13 protein-coding genes are annotated in these 16572 nt (G+C 75.5%); all 13 read left to right on the forward strand.

Annotated features, from left to right (window positions below; translation table 11 throughout):
• Positions 1-201 precede the first annotated feature (201 nt).
• A complete protein-coding gene (aspS, locus tag ACFYWL_RS26520; RefSeq protein ID WP_386977877.1) occupies positions 202-2022 on the forward strand; it encodes an aspartate--tRNA ligase in 1821 nt (606 codons plus the stop codon).
• 102 nt (positions 2023-2124) lie between these two features.
• The gene (locus ACFYWL_RS26525) at positions 2125-2940 is read left to right on the forward strand and encodes a sugar nucleotide-binding protein (RefSeq protein WP_386977880.1); all 816 of its coding nucleotides are present in this window, start codon (positions 2125-2127) and stop codon (positions 2938-2940) included.
• A gap of 84 nt (positions 2941-3024) precedes the next feature.
• Positions 3025-3624: a helix-turn-helix domain-containing protein gene (locus ACFYWL_RS26530; protein WP_386977883.1), complete on the forward strand. Its 600-nt coding sequence runs from the start codon at positions 3025-3027 to the stop codon at positions 3622-3624.
• Positions 3621-4952, forward strand: a complete 1332-nt coding sequence (locus ACFYWL_RS26535) for an MFS transporter (RefSeq protein ID WP_386977886.1) — start codon at positions 3621-3623, stop codon at positions 4950-4952. The genes ACFYWL_RS26530 and ACFYWL_RS26535 overlap by 4 nt, the downstream gene beginning before the upstream one ends.
• Before the next feature lie 175 nt (positions 4953-5127).
• Entirely contained in the window at positions 5128-5340 is a 213-nt protein-coding gene (locus ACFYWL_RS26540; RefSeq protein WP_386977889.1) for a hypothetical protein, read from the forward strand.
• Positions 5341-5415: 75 nt separating this feature from the next.
• On the forward strand, positions 5416-6912 hold the full coding sequence (locus tag ACFYWL_RS26545; protein WP_386977891.1) for a replication-associated recombination protein A: 1497 nt from the start codon (positions 5416-5418) through the stop codon (positions 6910-6912).
• A 2756-nt stretch (positions 6913-9668) separates the two neighbouring features.
• Entirely contained in the window at positions 9669-10307 is a 639-nt protein-coding gene (locus ACFYWL_RS26550; protein WP_386978120.1) for a hypothetical protein, read from the forward strand.
• 149 nt (positions 10308-10456) lie between these two features.
• Positions 10457-10918, forward strand: a complete 462-nt coding sequence (locus tag ACFYWL_RS26555) for a DUF948 domain-containing protein (RefSeq protein ID WP_386977894.1) — start codon at positions 10457-10459, stop codon at positions 10916-10918.
• Between the two features lie 27 nt (positions 10919-10945).
• Entirely contained in the window at positions 10946-11251 is a 306-nt protein-coding gene (locus ACFYWL_RS26560; RefSeq protein WP_386977897.1) for a hypothetical protein, read from the forward strand.
• The gene (gene alaS, locus ACFYWL_RS26565) at positions 11248-13926 is read left to right on the forward strand and encodes an alanine--tRNA ligase (protein ID WP_386977900.1); all 2679 of its coding nucleotides are present in this window, start codon (positions 11248-11250) and stop codon (positions 13924-13926) included. The genes ACFYWL_RS26560 and alaS overlap by 4 nt, the downstream gene beginning before the upstream one ends.
• A gap of 138 nt (positions 13927-14064) precedes the next feature.
• Entirely contained in the window at positions 14065-14526 is a 462-nt protein-coding gene (gene ruvX / locus ACFYWL_RS26570) for a Holliday junction resolvase RuvX (protein ID WP_386977903.1), read from the forward strand.
• Complete coding sequence (gene mltG / locus ACFYWL_RS26575; protein WP_386977906.1) at positions 14523-15725, forward strand: endolytic transglycosylase MltG; 1203 nt, start codon at positions 14523-14525, stop codon at positions 15723-15725. Before ruvX ends, mltG begins: the two co-directional genes overlap by 4 nt.
• On the forward strand, positions 15725-16567 hold the full coding sequence (locus ACFYWL_RS26580; RefSeq protein ID WP_386977909.1) for a shikimate dehydrogenase: 843 nt from the start codon (positions 15725-15727) through the stop codon (positions 16565-16567). The genes mltG and ACFYWL_RS26580 overlap by 1 nt, the downstream gene beginning before the upstream one ends.
• Positions 16568-16572 lie beyond the last annotated feature (5 nt).

Here is a 16572-nt window from a genome sequence, read left to right on the forward strand (position 1 = left end):
GCCTTGACCTCAGCGGAAACGACCACGGTCCTCGCAACCCCCAGAAGAACTAGGCGTTGCGAGGACCGCTAGACCCCAAGCAGAAAGCGTTAACAAGGGGCCCTTCCTTACCCCCCAACCGCGCCCGGTGACGGCGGGGGGCGGGGCGCCCTGACAGAATGCGAGGGCAGACCGAACGCAGACGATGAGGAGACGCAAGCCGTGATCCGTACCCATGACGCCGGCAGCCTGCGCGCGACGGACGCCGGCACCACGGTGACGCTCGCCGGGTGGGTCGCCCGCCGGCGCGACCACGGCGGTGTCATCTTCGTCGATTTGCGCGACGGCTCCGGCATCGTCCAGGTGGTCTTCCGCGAGGAGGACGCCCACGCGCTGCGCAACGAGTTCTGCGTGAAGGTGACCGGCGAGGTGACCCGCCGCCCCGAGGGCAACGAGAACCCGGAGCTGCCCACCGGCGAGATCGAGGTGACCGCGAGCGCGCTGGAGGTGCTCTCGGAGGCCGCGCCGCTGCCGCTGCCCGTCGACGACCAGGTCGAGGCCGGCGACGACATCCGGCTCAAGTACCGCTACCTGGACCTGCGCCGGGGCGGCCCGGCGAAGGCGATGCGGCTGCGGTCGCGGGCCAACCAGCTCGCCCGGGGCGTGCTGCACGAGCGCGACTTCCTGGAGATCGAGACGCCGACGCTGACCCGGTCCACCCCGGAGGGCGCGCGCGACTTCCTGGTCCCGGTCCGGCTCCAGCCGGGCAGCTGGTACGCGCTGCCGCAGTCCCCGCAGCTGTTCAAGCAGCTGCTGATGGTCGGCGGCATGGAGCGCTACTACCAGATCGCCCGCTGCTACCGCGACGAGGACTTCCGCGCCGACCGGCAGCCGGAGTTCACCCAGCTCGACATCGAGATGTCCTTCGTCACCGAGGACGACGTGATCGACCTCGGCGAGGCGATCGTGTCGGCGCTCTGGTCCGACCTGGCCGGCTACGAGATCCCCCGGCCCATCCCGCGCATCACCTGGCACGACGCGATGGCCCGCTACGGCTCCGACAAGCCGGACCTGCGCTACGGCGTCGAGCTGACCGAGCTGACCGACTACCTGCGCGGCACGGCGTTCCGGGTGTTCGCCGGGGCGATCGACGCGGGTGGCTACGTCGGCGCGGTCGTCATGCCGGGCGGCGCGGGCCAGACCCGCAAGGAGCTGGACGGCTGGCAGGACTGGGCGAAGGCGCGCGGGGCGAAGGGCCTCGCGTACGTGGTGCTCGACGCCGAGACCGGCGCGCCGCGGGGCCCGGTGGCGAAGAACCTCTCCGAGGAGCACCTGGCGGGGCTGGCCGACGCGGTGGGCGCGAAGCCGGGCGACGCGGTGTTCTTCGCGGCCAGCGCCGACGCCCGGGAGGCGCAGGAGCTGCTCGGCGCGGCCCGCATCGAGATCGCCAAGCGGGCGAAGCTGGTCGACGAGTCGGCGTGGGCGTTCTGCTGGGTGGTCGACGCCCCGATGTTCGAACGGACCTCGGACGAAGCCGGCGGGGAGGGTGGCTGGACGGCCGTGCACCACCCGTTCACCTCGCCGAACGCCGAGTGGGTCGACCGGTTCGAGGAGGCCCCGGACCGGGCGCTGGCGTACGCGTACGACATCGTCTGCAACGGCAACGAGATCGGCGGCGGGTCGATCCGTATCCACCGGGGCGACGTGCAGCAGCGGGTGTTCGACCTGCTCGGCATCACCCCCGCCGAGGCGCAGGACAAGTTCGGCTTCCTGCTGGAGGCGTTCAAGTACGGCGCCCCGCCGCACGGCGGCATCGCGTTCGGCTGGGACCGGGTCTGCATGCTGCTGGCGGGCGCGGACTCGATCCGCGAGGTGATCGCGTTCCCGAAGACCCGGGGCGGCTTCGACCCGCTGACGGGCGCGCCGACGCCGATCACCGCGCAGCAGCGCGCCGAGGCGGGCGTCGACGCCAAGCCGAAGGCGCCGACCGGCGCGCACGCCGGCACCGCCGGCCCGGCCGCCCCGGTGGCCGACCCGGTCTGAGTCGACCTGCGACCCGGCCTGAGCTGAGGCGGCCGGGACGACCAGCGATCCCGGCGGGCGGCCCCACGGTGGGGCCGCCCGCCGCCGTGGAGGGGGCGACGCGTGACGCTGCTCGTGGTGGGCGCCAGCGGGCACCTCGGCGGCGAGGTGTGCCGCCGGGCCGTCGCGGCGGTGGAGCGGGTGGTCGGCACGTACCACGCCAACCCCGTCGCGCCGGCCGGCGTCGAGGCGCGCCGGCTCGACGTGACCGACCGGGCCGCCGTGCGCGCGCTGGTCGCGGCGGTGCGGCCGGCCGTCGTGGTGAGCACCCCCTACCGGTACGACGACTGGACGGTCACCGCCGACGGCGCGGCGAACGTGGCGTACGCCGCCGCGCGGGCGGGGGCGCGGCTGGTGCACCTGTCCAGCGACGCGCTGCACGCCGGCCGTCCCGAGCCGTACGCCGACGACGACGTGCCGACGCCGGTGTTCGCGTACGGGGCGGCGAAGGCGGCGGCGGAGACCGCCGTGCGGGTGGTCGACCCGGGCGCGGCGCTGGTGCGTACCTCGTTGATCGTGGGCGACGAGCGGAGCAGGCAGGTGCGGCTCTGCCTGGACGCCCTCGCGGGCCGGGGCGCCCTGTTCACCGACGAGGTCCGCTGCCCGGTCGACGTGGGCGACCTGGCCTCCGCCGTGCTGGAGCTGGCCGCGTCCGATTACGCCGGCCCGCTCAACGTGGCGGGGCCGGACGCGGTCAGCCGCGCCGAGCTGGGGTTGCTGGTGGCCCGGCGGTTCGGGCTCGACCCGGGCGGGCTGCGGACCGCCACGAGCGCCGCGTCGGGCCTGGTCCGCCCCGTCGAGGTACGCCTCGACAGCTCCCGCGCCGCCGGCCTGCTGCGGACCCGCCTGCGCGGGGTCCGCGAGCTGCTCGCCCCCTGACGGCCCGTCCCGGGCCTGTCGGCCCCGTGCGCCTCCTATGCACAACTATTGTGCATAGGAAGTGTGCACAGTTATTGTGCTGTCATGGACGACGACGAGAGCACGGGGCGGCAGACGCCCCGCCAGGTCAGGCTGGACCCGAGACAGGTGCGGGTGCTGGCGCACCCGCTGCGGCTGCGGCTGCTCGGCGCGCTGCGGGTCGACGGTCCCGCCACCGCCACCGGGCTCGCCGAAGGGCTCGGCACCAACACCGGGGCCACCAGCTACCACCTGCGTCAGCTCGCCGAGGCCGGGCTCGTCGTCGAGGCCCACGAGCTCGCCGGCGGGCGGCAGCGCTGGTGGCGGGCGGCGCACGACATCAGCAGCTGGGAGCCGTCCGACTTCGACGACGACCCGGACGCCCGGGCCGCCGCCGAGTGGATCCAGGCCGAGCAGGTGCGCCTGGTCGTCGAGCACTCCGACCGGTGGTTCGCCGTCCAGCAGGACTTCTCACCCGCCTGGCGGGACGCCGCCGGTATGAGCGACGCCCTGCTGCACCTCGGGCCCGAGCGGCTCCGGGCGATGGAGGCGGAGCTGTGGGAGGTCCTCATGCGCTACCGCGACCAGTCGCGCCCCGACGAGGCCGACGCCCGGCCGGTGCAGGTCTTCCTGGCCGCGTACCCGATGATCGAGCCGACCCGGTGAGCGCCCTGTCCGTCCGCCAGGTGCGGTCGCGCTACCTGGTCCTGCACGGGCTGCGCTGGCTGCCCACCGGCCTGCTGATCCCGGTCATGATCCTGCTGATGCAGGAGCGCGGCCTGTCGCTGTCGCAGATCGGCATCGCCTTCACCGCCCAGGGCCTCGTGGTGCTGGCGCTGGAGCTGCCGACCGGCGGCATGGCCGACGCCCTGGGCCGCAGGCCCGTGCTGGTCGCCGCCACGGCGCTCAACCTCGCGTCGCTGGCGCTGTTCGCGGTGGCCGACTCCCTCGCCCTGTTCGTCCTGGTCTTCGCCCTGCAGGGCGTCTACCGAGCGCTGGACAGCGGCCCCCTGGAGTCCTGGTACGTCGACGCCACCCTCGCCGCCGACCCCGACGCCGAGTACGAGCGCGGCCTCGGCCTCGGCGGCACCGTCGCCGGCGTGGCCATCGCCGGCGGCGCGCTGCTCGCCGGCGGCCTGATCACGCTCGGCCCGCTCGGCCCGGTGAGCGCGCTGACCGTGCCGGTGCTGGCCGCCGTGGCGGCGCAGGCGGTGGCGCTGGCTGCCCTGCTGGCGCTGCTGGCCGAGGTCCGGCCGGCGCAGGGGGCCGGGGCGCTGCGCGCGTCGGTGGCCGAGGCACCCCGGATGGTCCGGCAGGCGTTCGGCCTGCTGCGCCGCTCCCGCGTGCTGCTCGCCCTCGTGGCGGTCGAGCTGTTCTGGGGCTTCGGCATGGTCACCTTCGAGTCGCTGCTGCCGGTCCGGCTCGCCGAGGTCGTCGGCGACCCCGAGCGGGCCGCCGCGCTGCTCGGCCCCGCCAGCTCCGCCGCGTGGCTCGCCTCGGCCGCCGGGGCCGCGCTCACCCCGTTGCTGCTGCGCTGGCCCGGGGCCGCGCCCGGCGCCGCGCTGCTGCGCGTCGGGCAGGGCGCGACCGTGGTGGCGATGGGGCTGTTCGCCGGCCCGGTCGGGGTGCTCGTGGCGTACCTGGCCTGCTACACCGTGCACGGCGCGTCCAACCCGCTGCACGTGGGCCTGCTGCACCGCCAGGTCGACGGCCCCTACCGCACCAGCGTGCTCTCGCTCAACTCGATGGTGGCGCAGCCGGCCGGGGCGCTCGGCGCGGTGGCGCTGACCGCCCTCGCCGAGCACGCCAGCGTCAGCACGGCGATGCTGGTCGGCGCGGTGGTGCTCGCCGCCGCCGCCCCGCTGTACCTGCCCGCCTGGCGCGCCGCCCGCACCCCCGCCATTGCCGCCCCCGCCTCCGCTGCCCCCGCCGCCCCCGCCGCCGCTTCCCCCGTCCCCGCTGCCTCCCCCGCCGCCTCCCCGGCTCGGCGGTGAGGAGGGGACCCTTCTCTACCGCAGGCGTTAACAAGGGGCCCCTCCTTGCACCGCGGGCGAGCGGGCGGTGACCCACCGTCGTCCGGGCGAGGCCGGTCCACCGTGGAGATTGGCGATCGGACCGATTGGGTACATCCCCCGGCGACCTACTGGGAACCCCCACCGGAGGACCGTCATGCTCGCCATCCTCGCGGCCGTCGTCTTCGGCTTCGCCCTGCTGCTCGACCTGCTCGACACCACCTTCGGCGCGCCGGACCTGTTCAACCTGCACACCCTGCTGACGCTGGGCCTGCTGCTGCTCTCCCTCTACCTTGCCGGCGTGGGCAGCGGCCCGCGCGGCGGTGGCGGGGGCCGCTGGTACCGGGGCCGCCGCCCCGGTCGCGGCTGACCGTAAATGATCTAATCGGGCCGGGCCCGCGGCGCAGTTCCGGCGCTGCGGACCCGGCCCGGTACTGTCTTCGTGATGGAGTCCGACGCTCTCTTCTCCCTCGGCGCGCCCGCCGGGGCGCCCGGCGCCCCCACGGGTCCCGTCGGCGTCGACGGCTTCACCCCCGTGGCGGCCGACTCGCCGCTACCCGTCCGGATGCGCCCGGCCAGCATCGACGAGCTGGTGGGGCAGGGGCACCTGCTCGCGCCGGGCGCGCCGCTGCGCCAGCTCGTCGGCGGCGTCACCCCGATGTCGGTGATCCTCTGGGGGCCGCCCGGCTGCGGGAAGACCACGATCGCGCACCTGGTGGCCAACGCCACCGACCGCCGCTTCGTGGCCATGTCGGCGCTGACCGCCGGGGTCAAGGACGTCCGCGCGGTGATCGACACCGCCCGTCGGCAGCGCCGCTCCGGCGGCCCGCCGACCGTGCTGTTCATCGACGAGGTGCACCGGTTCAGCAAGACCCAGCAGGACTCGCTGCTCGCCGCGGTGGAGGACCGGACGGTCACCCTGCTCGCGGCGACCACGGAGAACCCGTACTTCTCGGTCATCTCACCGCTGCTGTCGCGGTGCGTGCTGCTCACCCTCCAGCCCCTGGACGACGCGGCCGTGCGCGGCCTGCTGCGCCGCGCGGTCACCGACGCGCGCGGCCTCGCCGGCGCGTTCACGCTGGAGACCGACGCCGAGGACCACCTCGTCCGCCTCGCCGGCGGCGACGTGCGGAAGGCCCTGACCGCCCTGGAGGCCGCGGCGGCCTCGGCGGCGGCGCTGGGCGTCGACCGGATCGACCTGGCCACCGCCGAGCAGGCGGTGGACGTCGCGGCGGTGCGCTACGACCGGGCCGGCGACGCGCACTACGACGTGACCAGCGCCTTCATCAAGAGCATGCGCGGCTCGGACGTCGACGCGGCCCTGCACTGGCTGGCCCGGATGCTGGTGGCCGGCGAGGACGCCCGGTTCATCGCGCGTCGCCTGGTCATCTTCGCCAGCGAGGACGTCGGGATGGCCGACCCGGGCGCGCTGAGCGTGGCCACCGCCGCCGCGCAGGCCGTGGAGTTCGTCGGCCTGCCCGAGGCGCAGCTCAACCTCGCCCAGGCCGTGATCCACCTGGCCACCGCGCCGAAGTCCAACTCGGCGACCACCGCGATCGGGGCCGCCACGGCCGACGTCCGCGCCGGCCGTGGCGGGCCGGTGCCGCGCGGCCTGCGCGACGCCCACTACTCCGGCGCGCGGGGGCTCGGCCACGGCACGGGCTACCGCTACCCGCACGACGACCCCCGTGGAGTGGTCACCCAGCAGTACGCTCCCGACGATCTTGTCGGAGCCGACTACTACCGTCCGAGCGGGCACGGTGCGGAGCGGGCGGTGGCCGCCCGGCTGCCCCTGCTGCGCCGGATCGTTCGAGGGCTGCCAGCCCCGGCGCGTCCGGACGAACCGGCCCCGCCGGGGAACGGCCGCCACCCGTCGGGCAACGGGCACGCCAGCGCGGCGGACGAGGACGGCACAGGCGCCGTCGGGGAGGGTCAGCAGTGAGATCCCGTGGTTCGGAGCGACCGGAGGACGGCCCCGACGAGCGGCGCGAGCCGCGCGCCAAGGGGCGCCGGTGGGGCCGGAGCCGACCCGACAGCGAGCCCGAGGAGCCGGTCGCCGGCGAGGAGTTCGGCTGGATCGACGACCTGCGCTCCGCCAAGCGGCAGCGCGGCGAGCTGGGGCCCGACGGCGCACCGGGACAGGCACCGCCACCCGGCCAGCCCGACCCGCAGGCCCGGCGCGCTCCGGGCGAGCCGCCGGCGGCCCCGATGTACGGCGGCGAACCCGGTCCGGCGCGTCCGCGGCCGGTCGACGGTCCGTGGCCCGGCTCGCCGCAGCCGGGCCGTCGCCCCGGGCCCGCCGAGCCGCCGCGCCCGCCGCAGACCCCGCCGCAGCCGCCGAACCGCCTGCCGCAGGGCCCCCCGCAGCCGCCCCACCAGCCGGGCCGCCCACCGCACGGCTCGGCGGAGCCGCCCCGGGCTCCGCAGCAGGCGGCCCGCCCACCGCAGGGCCCCCCGCAGCCGCCGGCCCACCCGTCGGCAGCGCCGGCCGGGCCGATGCCGGGGCCGGCCCAGTCGTCGGCCCCGCCCCGCCCGGCGGGTCAACCGTCCGGGCCGCCGTACCCGGCGGGTCAGCCCGCCCGGGCCCCGTACCCGGCGGACGCCGCGCCCCGGCGCTCGCACGACGACGGCGAACCGTCAGGTGAACTGCCGCGGGCGACGGCACCGGCGGGGCCGGTGGGCCCGCCGGGTGAGCGGTCCGCCGGCCGGGCCGTCGCCCCGCCCCCGGCTGGCCGGGCCGTCAGCTCGCCGCCCCCGGCCGGCCGGGCCACCGCTCCGCCGCCCGCGCCGCGCCGCGCCGCGCCGGCTCCCGCCGGCCCTCCCTACCCGGCCCCGGCGCCTCCCGGCGACGGGCCCCGGCGCGAGCCGACAGGCGAGCGCCCCGGGGGTCCCGCCGGTCCCCCCGCGGACGAGCCGACGGGTCGTGGCGCGGCGGGGTCGGTCGCGCCCGCGCAGGGCCCCGGCGGTCGGCGGCGGGCCGCCGAGGAGCAGCCGCCGATCGTCCCGCTCAGCGGCAACGCCCCCGAGGTGCCGGGGGTGCCGAACGGCCCCACCGGCGTGGATCCGGCCGTCGCCCAGGGGCCGGCGGCCACGGGCCGGGAGCCCGGTGGCCGCCGCCGGGCCCGGTCCGAGGCGGACCCGGGCGACGGGCCGTCGCGCCGTCCGGCCGGCCCCGTCGACGACGGGTTCGTCGGCCCCGCCGAGCGGGGCGGCCCCCCGCAGGGCCACGGCGACCGGCCGCAGCGTCCGGCGGAGTGGCTGCGCCAGGCCGGTCGCGGCGCCCACCCGGACGCCGCGATGCCGATGGTCAACCGGGCGGGCGTGCCCTCCCCGCCGCCGGGCGTCGCGCCGCCGGCCGGGGAACCGAGCCACCGGGCCGGTGACGGCGGCCGGGGCGCCGGGGCGCAGCACGCCACCGGCGCTGGGCCGGCCGCCCCGGTGGGCAGGGCCCGGCCCGCCGCGCCCGTCGACCCGGTGGAGGAACCGATCCCGCTGCCCACCGGCCGGGCGGCAGCGCCGTCCCGTCCGCAGGTGGCGGGCCCACGCAGCGGCGAGCCCCGTCCGCCGGCCGATCCCCGCGCGGGCGGCCCCCGTCCCCCGGTGGATCCGCGTACGGGCGAGATGCGTCCGCCGGCCGTGGACCCGCGCACCGGTGAGCTGCGTTCCGCCTCGCCGCAGGAGCGCCTCCCGCAGGCCCCGCCGGTCGGGTCCGACGCGCGCCCCGGTGCCGGCTCCAGCCCGGATTCGCGGTCCGGGGCTGCCGCTGGCCGCCGGCCCGCCGGGTCCGTCCCCGAGTCCGGGCCGGCCGCCCGGGCGTCGGCGGCCCCCACCGCGCCCGGTCGCGCCACCCCGCCCGGCGGTCCCGCCGCCGGTCGGGTCGCTCCCGGGCCCGGCGTCGCCGGCCCGGTCAACCCGCCGGCCGGCCCTGCCGGCCGGGATGTACCTCCGCCTGGTCCCGCCGGCCGGGGTGTACCCCAGTCCGGTCCCGCCGGCCGGGACGTGCCCCCGTCGGGTCCTGCCGGCCGGGACGCGCCCCCGTCCGTTCCCGCCGGTCGCGCCGCGCCTCCGGTCGGTCCCGCCGGCCGCGCGACGCCGCCGGGAGGGCCCGCCGGCCGTGCCGTGCCGCCCGACGCCCCGACCGCCGGACCCCACCAGCCCGGCGTGGCACGGGTGGTGATCCCGCCCGGTCGCCCCGGCGAGCGGCCGGGCGACCAGGCCGACGGCCGTGCGGCACCGCCGCAACGCGACTCCGGTAGCGCCGCGGTGCCGCAACACGGCCCCGGCGGCGCGGCGGCGCCGCAGCGCGGCCCCGGCCCCTCGTCGCCGCCCCCGCCGGGCGGCCCCGGTGGAGCGCACCCGCACCGCCGGCCGCCGGAGCCGTCCGGCGGTGCGGTGCCGTCGGCCCGTCCTGACCAGCCGCCCGCAGTGGCCCGGGCCGCCGCCGTGGTGCCGGCCGCCGACGCGCCACCGTCCCGACCCGGCCCGGACGCGGACCGATCCGGCTCGGAGGAGCACCGGCCCGGCCTGGAGGTGCACCGGCTCGGCCCGGGCCCCGCCCTCCGCCCGGGCGGCGACGCGCCCGGCCCCGGCGGCGCGGAGCCCGCCGGCGCGGCCCAGCTGCGCCGGGCCGCGAACGCGGACGACCCGGACGACGCGGACGAGACGACGTCGGGCGGCCCGCCCGGTGCCCGGTCGGAGCTGCGGCGGCAGTTGCGCCAACGGCGTCGGCTGCGGATGGGCGTGCTCGCGCTGGTCAGCGTGGTGCTGCTGGGCGCCCTGCCGCTCTACTTCGGCATCCGTACGCTGAGCCGCGACCCCGTCTTCGACACCCTCGACGGGCTGGACGTGCCCGGCTGGGCGGCCACGAAGACCGTCGACAACGTCAGCGGCAGCCGCTGGTGCGTGGAGGAGTGCCGGCTGCGCGAGCGCACCGTCGAGTCGCAGCGCCCCGTCGAGGAGACGGCGCGGGCCTACGAGCGGGCCCTGACCGAGTCCGGCTGGCAGCCGTGGAAGGTGACCCGCTGCCCCGAGCAACCGGCGAAGGGCGACTACACCTGCTGGCGTCGCGACGAGCTGACCCTCGACCTGTGGGTGCGCGAGCCGACCTGCGTCCCGCCGCCGATCGACGGGGAGCCCGCGCCGACGTCCCTGGCCACGCCCCCCGCAGCGGGGGAGTGCAATGGGTCGTTGGTGTCGGTGAAGGTCCGCAACGCCATCGACGACGAGCGGACCCGGCCCCAGCCGAGCACCGACCCGTCACTCACCGGCGAGGATCCCTTCCCGACCCTGAGCGAGGATCCGCTCGGCGAGTTGACGCCGACACCCTCACCGTCGTGAGCCGGGTTTCATCACTGACGGTAGGGTCTGGGGCTGGTAGGCCCGCCTGCCCCCGCTGACCCGGGGCGGGTCGCCGCACGACGGTGTGGGTATGACGGTCGCGCGTTCCGGGGCGTCGGGCCCCGGAACTCTGCTGGAGGAGGACAGGCGTGAGTTTTGGAGAGGTCGCGGCGCTGATCGCGGCGATCGCGTTCGCGATGCTCGTGTTGATCCTGACGCTGCCCATCCTGCGGCTGCGGCACACCGTGGACGCGGCCACCCGCATGATCAACGACCTCAACGACCGCACCGCGCCCCTGCTCGGTGACGTCAACACCACCGTGAAGAACGTGAACACCGCCCTGGAGCAGGTGCAGGTCTCGCTGGACGGGGTCAACCTCCAGCTGGCCAAGGTGGACACGATGACCAGCCACGCCCAGAACGTCACCGCCAACGTGGCGAACCTGGCCACCGTGGTCTCGGCCGCCGCCGCGAACCCGCTGGTGAAGGTGGCCGCGTTCGGCTACGGCGTGCGTCGGGCCGCCGCCGCCCGCCGGCACGCCGAGACCGAGCGCGAGGTGCGCGACACCATCAAGCAGCAGCGCCGCGCCGCCAAGCGCGGCAACGCCTGAGCCGGCCGGCGACGGAGGGACGAGAACATGAGACGCCTGTTCTGGCTGGGCATCGGCCTGGCCGTCGGCGTGGTGGTGGTGCGCAAGGCGACCCGCGCCGCGCACGCGTACACGCCGGCCGGCATCGCCGGTGGCCTGTCGCAATCCGCTGGCGGCCTGGTGGAGTCGCTGCGTAGCTTCGTGGAGGACGTCCGGATCGGGATGGCCGAGCGCGAGCAGGAGATCCACGAGGCGTTCGCCCGGGGCGAGGCGTTCGACGACCAGTTCGCCGAGCTGCGGGAGGACCCGCGCATCGGCGACCGAGAGATCTTTCCGGAGGAGCACCAGCGATGAAGACGGCGGAGATCAAGCGGCGGTATCTCGCCCACTTCGAGGCGAACGGCCATGCCGTGGTGCCGTCCGCTCCGCTGCCCGCCATCAGCGACCCGAACCTGCTGTTCGTCAACGCCGGCATGGTGCAGTTCGTCCCCTACTTCCTGGGGCAGCACACCCCGCCCTACTCCCGGGCGGTCAGCGTGCAGAAGTGCATCCGCACCCCCGACATCGACGAGGTCGGCAAGACCAGCCGGCACGGCACGTTCTTCCAGATGAACGGCAACTTCTCCTTCGGTGACTACTTCAAGGCCGGGGCGATCCCGCTCGCCTGGGACCTGGTCACCAAGTCGGTCGCCGAGGGCGGCTTCGGGCTGGACCCGGAGCGGATCTGGGCGACGGTCTACCTCGACGACGACGAGGCGGCCGAGATCTGGCGTTCCGTCGGCATGCCGGCCGAGCGGATCGTCCGGCGGGGCAAGAAGGACAACTTCTGGTCGATGGGCATTCCCGGCCCGGCCGGCCCCTGCTCCGAGCTGTACTACGACCGGGGCCCCGCCTACGGGCGCGAGGGCGGCCCGGAGGTCGACGAGGACCGGTACCTGGAGTTCTGGAACCTCGTCTTCATGCAGTTCCAGATCGACGACGTGCAGAGCAAGGAAGTCTTCCAGATCGTCGGCGACCTGCCGAAGAAGAACATCGACACCGGCATGGGCCTGGAGCGGATGGCGTCGCTGCTCCAGGGCGTCGACAACCTCTACGAGATCGACGAGGTCCGGCCGATCCTGGCCCGCGCCGCCGAGCTGACCGGCAAGCGGTACGGCGCGCACTCCGGCCACGTCGCCAGCGAGTCGCACCCCGACGACGTGCGGCTGCGGGTGATCGCCGACCACGTGCGCACCGCGCTGATGCTGATCGGCGACGGGGTCACCCCGAGCAACGAGGGGCGCGGGTACGTGCTTCGCCGCATCATGCGCCGCGCCATCCGGGCGGTGCGGCTGCTCGGCTGGCAGGACCGGGCGCTGCCGGAGCTGCTGCCGGTGGCGCGGGACTGCATGGCCCCGTCGTACCCGGAGCTGGCGGCCGAGTTCGACCGGATCTCGCAGTACGCGTACGCCGAGGAGGACGCCTTCCTGGCGACGCTGCGCGCCGGGACGACGATCCTGGACACGGCGATCGCCGAGACCAAGTCGGCGGGCAAGCCGGCGCTGTCGGGCGACAAGGCGTTCCAGCTCCACGACACCTACGGCTTCCCGATCGACCTGACCCTGGAGATCGCGGCCGAGCAGGGCCTTGCGGTCGACGCCGACGGGTTCCGCCGGCTGATGGCCGACCAGCGGGCCCGGGCCAAGGCCGACGCGCGGGCGCGCAAGACCGGGCACACCGACCTGTCGGCCTACCGGTCGGTGCTGGACGCGGGCGGGCCGGTGGAGTTCACCGGCTACACGGAGCTCACCCGGGAGTCCCGGGTCCGCGCCGTGCTCGCCGGCGGCGACCAGGTCGGCGCGGCCGTCGAGGGCGACACGGTCGAGCTGGTGCTCGACACCACCCCGTTCTACGCCGAGGGCGGCGGCCAGCAGCCCGACCAGGGACTGATCACCGTCGGCGGCGGCCAGGTCGAGGTCTTCGACGTGCAGCAGCCGGTCCCGGGCCTGATCGTGCACCGCGCCCGGGTCGTCCGGGGCGAGGTGCGCGCCGGCGAGTCCGGGTACGCCGAGATCGACGTGACCCGGCGGCGGGCCATCTCCCGCTCGCACACGGCCACCCACCTGGTGCACCAGACGATGCGCAACTTCCTCGGCGAGTCGGCCACCCAGGCGGGTTCGCTGAACGCGCCGGGCCGGCTGCGGTTCGACTTCAACACCCCGACCGGGGTGTCGCCGAGCGTCCTGCACGACGTGGAGCAGCAGGTCAACGAGGTGCTCCTGGCCGACCTGGAGGTGCACGCCTTCGTCACCAGCCAGGAGGAGGCCCGCCGCATCGGCGCGATGGCGCTGTTCGGCGAGAAGTACGGCGAGCGGGTGCGGGTCGTCGAGGTCGGCGACTACGCCCGGGAGCTGTGCGGCGGCACCCACGTGGCCCGCTCGGCCCAGCTCGGCCTCGTCAAGATCCTCTCCGAGTCGTCGGTCGGTTCGGGCGTACGCCGCATCGAGGCCCTCGTCGGCATGGACGCGTTCGGCTTCCTCGCCCGCGAGCACCTGCTCGTCTCCCGGCTCGCCGAGCTGTTCCGGGTCCCCGGCGACCAGGTCGCCGACCGGGTGGAGCAGACCGTCACCCAGCTCCGCGACGCCGAGAAGGAGCTGGAGAAGCTGCGCGCCCAGCTCGTGCTCGGCGGCGCGGCGGCCCTCGCCGCACAGGCGAAGGACGTGCGCGGGGTGGCGTACGTCGGCACCGAGGCGCCCGAGGGCGCGGCCGGCAACGACGTGCGGACCCTGGCCCAGGAGATCCGCGGCAAGATCGACCCGGCGCGGCCGGCTGTGGTGGCCGTGGCGGCCCGGTCGAACGGCAAGGCGTCCCTCGTGGTGGCCGTGAACGCGGCGGCCCGCAGCCGGGGCCTGGCGGCGAAGGACCTGGTCAAGGCGGCGTTCTCCGGCCGGGGCGGCGGCAGCGACGACCTGGCCCAGGGCGGCGGCCTGCCGGCGGCCGAGGCGTCGAAGCTGCTGGCCACGGTCGAGCAGGCGATCGCCGACGCGTGAGCGCACCGCACGTCGGGTCAGGGCGGGCCGTCACGGTCCGCCCTGACCCGTTCCAGGGCGGGACGAACACCCCTTCGGGGTGGACAACGGTCTTTTCGGGACAGGATGAACGGGTCTCCAGGGCAGGATGAACGAAAGATGACCGAAACGGTGCGCGGGGTCCGGCTGGGCGTCGACGTGGGACAGGTGCGGGTCGGGGTGGCCCGCTCCGACCCGCACGGGGTGCTGGCCACCCCGCTGGTGACACTCGCCCGGGACCTGACAGCGGCCGAGGACGCGGTGCCCGGCGACATGGCCGAGCTCGTCGCCCTGATCGCCGAGCACGAGTGCGTCGAGGTCGTCGTCGGCCTACCGGTCAACCTCTCCGGCCAGCACGGCCCGGCCGCCCGGAACGTGAAGGCGTATGCTGACCGACTGGCTGAGGTGATAACGCCCGTTCCGGTAACGCTCACCGACGAGAGGATGTCGACGGTCGTGGCTTCTCGTAGGCTTGCCGAGCGTGGCGTCCGGGGAAAGCGCCAACGCGCGGTGGTCGACCAGGCCGCCGCGGTCGAGATCCTGCAGAGCTGGCTGGACGCGCAGCGGAGGCGGACGCGATGATCGACGATCTGGACCTCGGTTTCGACGAGTCGGAACGGAGTGGCGACAAGGGCAAGCACCGGCGCAGCTACGTGCGCAAGCGCAAGGGCGAGTCGGGCGGGAGCGGGGGCAGGACCGCGCTCGCCCTGCTGATGGCCTTCGTGCTGCTCGGCGTCATCGGCGGCGGGGCCTTCTACGGCTTCGACCGGGTGCAGAGCTATTTCGTCACCCCCGACTACGACGGTGCCGGCACGGGCGAGGTGACCGTCGAGATCAAGCAGGGCGCGCTGATCGCCGACATGGCCGTCGCGCTCTACGACGCCGGGGTGGTCAAGAGCGCCAAGGCGTTCATCGAGGCGGCCGAGGCCAACTCGCGCAGCAAGAACATCCAGCCGGGCACCTACAAGGTGCGCAAGCAGATGAGCGGCGAGCAGGCCCTGGTCATGCTGCTCGACCTGAAGAACAAGATCACCAACCAGGTCACCATCCCCGAGGGGCGCACCGCCAAGAACGTCTACAAGCTGCTGTCGGAGAAGACCAAGATCCCGGTCAAGGAGTTCGAGGCCGCCGCGAAGGACCCGGAGGGGCTCGGCGTGCCGGACTGGTGGTTCAAGCGCACCGACGGCAAGCCGGCGAAGAAGTCGGTCGAGGGCTTCCTCTACCCCGACACGTACGAGATCCCGCCGAAGGCCACCGCCGAGATCCTGCTGTCGACGATGGTGCAGAACTTCCTAACCGTCACCGGCGAGATGAAGTTCGCCGACCGGGTGCAGGAGGAGCGGGGCGGCATCAGCCCGTACGAGGCGCTGATCGTCGCGTCCCTCGCCCAGGCCGAGGCCGGCAACAAGGACGACCTCGGCAAGGTCGCCCGGGTGGCCTACAACCGGGTGTACGGCGAGTTCCCGTGCAACTGCCTGGAGATGGACGTCACGGTCAACTACTACTTCGAGTCGATCGGCCAGGAGGGCAAGAAGTCGAAGGACATGACCGCGGCCGAGCTGGACAACCCGAAGAACCCGTACAACCGCAAGCTGCGCGGGATGATCCCCACCCCGATCAACAACCCGGGCAAGCAGGCGCTGGAGGGGGCGATGGACCCGCCCACCGGCAAGTGGCTCTACTTCGTGGCGATCGACAAGGAGGGGCACTCCGCGTTCGCCGAGACCTACGCGCAGCACCAGCGCAACGAGGACAAGGCCAGGGAGGCCGGGATCATCTGATGACGACGCCACGGCGGGCGGCGGTGGTCGGCAAGCCGATCGCACACTCCCTCTCCCCGGTGATCCACAACGCCGGCTACGCCGCCGCCGGCCTCGCCGGGTGGTCGTACACGACGATCGAGTGCGCGGAGGCGGAGCTGGCGGCGATGGTCGCCGGCCTCGGCCCCGAGTGGGCCGGGCTGTCGGTGACCATGCCGTGCAAGGAGGCGACCCTCGCCCTCGCGGCCGAGGTGTCGCCCGTCGCCGCCGCGATGGGCGCGGCGAACACGCTGGTCCACCGCCCCGACGGCTCGTGGTACGCGGACAACACCGACGCCGCCGGCATGATCGAGCTGCTCGGCGCGGCCGGCGTGCCGCCGGGGGCCCGGTTCACCGTGCTCGGCGCGGGCGGCACCGCGCGGGCCGCCCTGGCCGCCGCCGCCCGCCTCGGCTCGGGCACGGTGACCGTGGTGGCCCGCCGCGCGTCGGCCATCGACGAGCTGCGCCCGGCCGCCGACGCGCTCGGCCTGCGGCTGGCCGGCGCCGACTGGGCCGACGCCGCCGGGCACACCGACGCCGACGTGGTCGTCTCCACCGTCCCGAAGGGCGTCGCCGACCCGGTCGCGGCGCAGGCCCGGTGGCGGCCCGGCGCGGTCTACTTCGACGCGCTGTACGACCCGTGGCCCACCCCCCTCGCCGCCTCGGCGGAGGCGGCCGGCTGCCGGGTGGTGTCCGGGCTGGACCTGCTGGTCGCCCAGGCGGTCGGCCAGTTCGAGCACTTCACCGGCGTCCGCGCCCCGGTCGCGGCGATGGCCGCCGCCCTGTCGGCCGAGGTGGGCATCGAGATCCCCCCAACCCGCTAGCCCCC

It is taken from the genome of Micromonospora sp. NPDC002575 (genome assembly GCF_042889525.1).
In the GTDB taxonomy this organism is placed as follows: Bacteria; Actinomycetota; Actinomycetes; order Mycobacteriales; family Micromonosporaceae; genus Micromonospora; species Micromonospora carbonacea.

Excerpts from the sequence above, each read along its gene's own strand:
- ruvX (WP_386977903.1), top strand. The coding sequence starts at position 14,065 with ATGACCGAAACGGTGCGCGGGGTCCGGCTGGGCGTCGACGTGGGACAG.
- ACFYWL_RS26580 (WP_386977909.1), top strand. The coding sequence starts at position 15,725 with ATGACGACGCCACGGCGGGCGGCGGTGGTCGGCAAGCCGATCGCACAC.
- ACFYWL_RS26545 (WP_386977891.1), top strand. The coding sequence starts at position 5,416 with ATGGAGTCCGACGCTCTCTTCTCCCTCGGCGCGCCCGCCGGGGCGCCC.
- ACFYWL_RS26560 (WP_386977897.1), top strand. The coding sequence starts at position 10,946 with ATGAGACGCCTGTTCTGGCTGGGCATCGGCCTGGCCGTCGGCGTGGTG.
- ACFYWL_RS26530 (WP_386977883.1), top strand. The coding sequence starts at position 3,025 with ATGGACGACGACGAGAGCACGGGGCGGCAGACGCCCCGCCAGGTCAGG.
- ACFYWL_RS26540 (WP_386977889.1), top strand. The coding sequence starts at position 5,128 with ATGCTCGCCATCCTCGCGGCCGTCGTCTTCGGCTTCGCCCTGCTGCTC.
- alaS (WP_386977900.1), top strand. The coding sequence starts at position 11,248 with ATGAAGACGGCGGAGATCAAGCGGCGGTATCTCGCCCACTTCGAGGCG.
- mltG (WP_386977906.1), top strand. The coding sequence starts at position 14,523 with ATGATCGACGATCTGGACCTCGGTTTCGACGAGTCGGAACGGAGTGGC.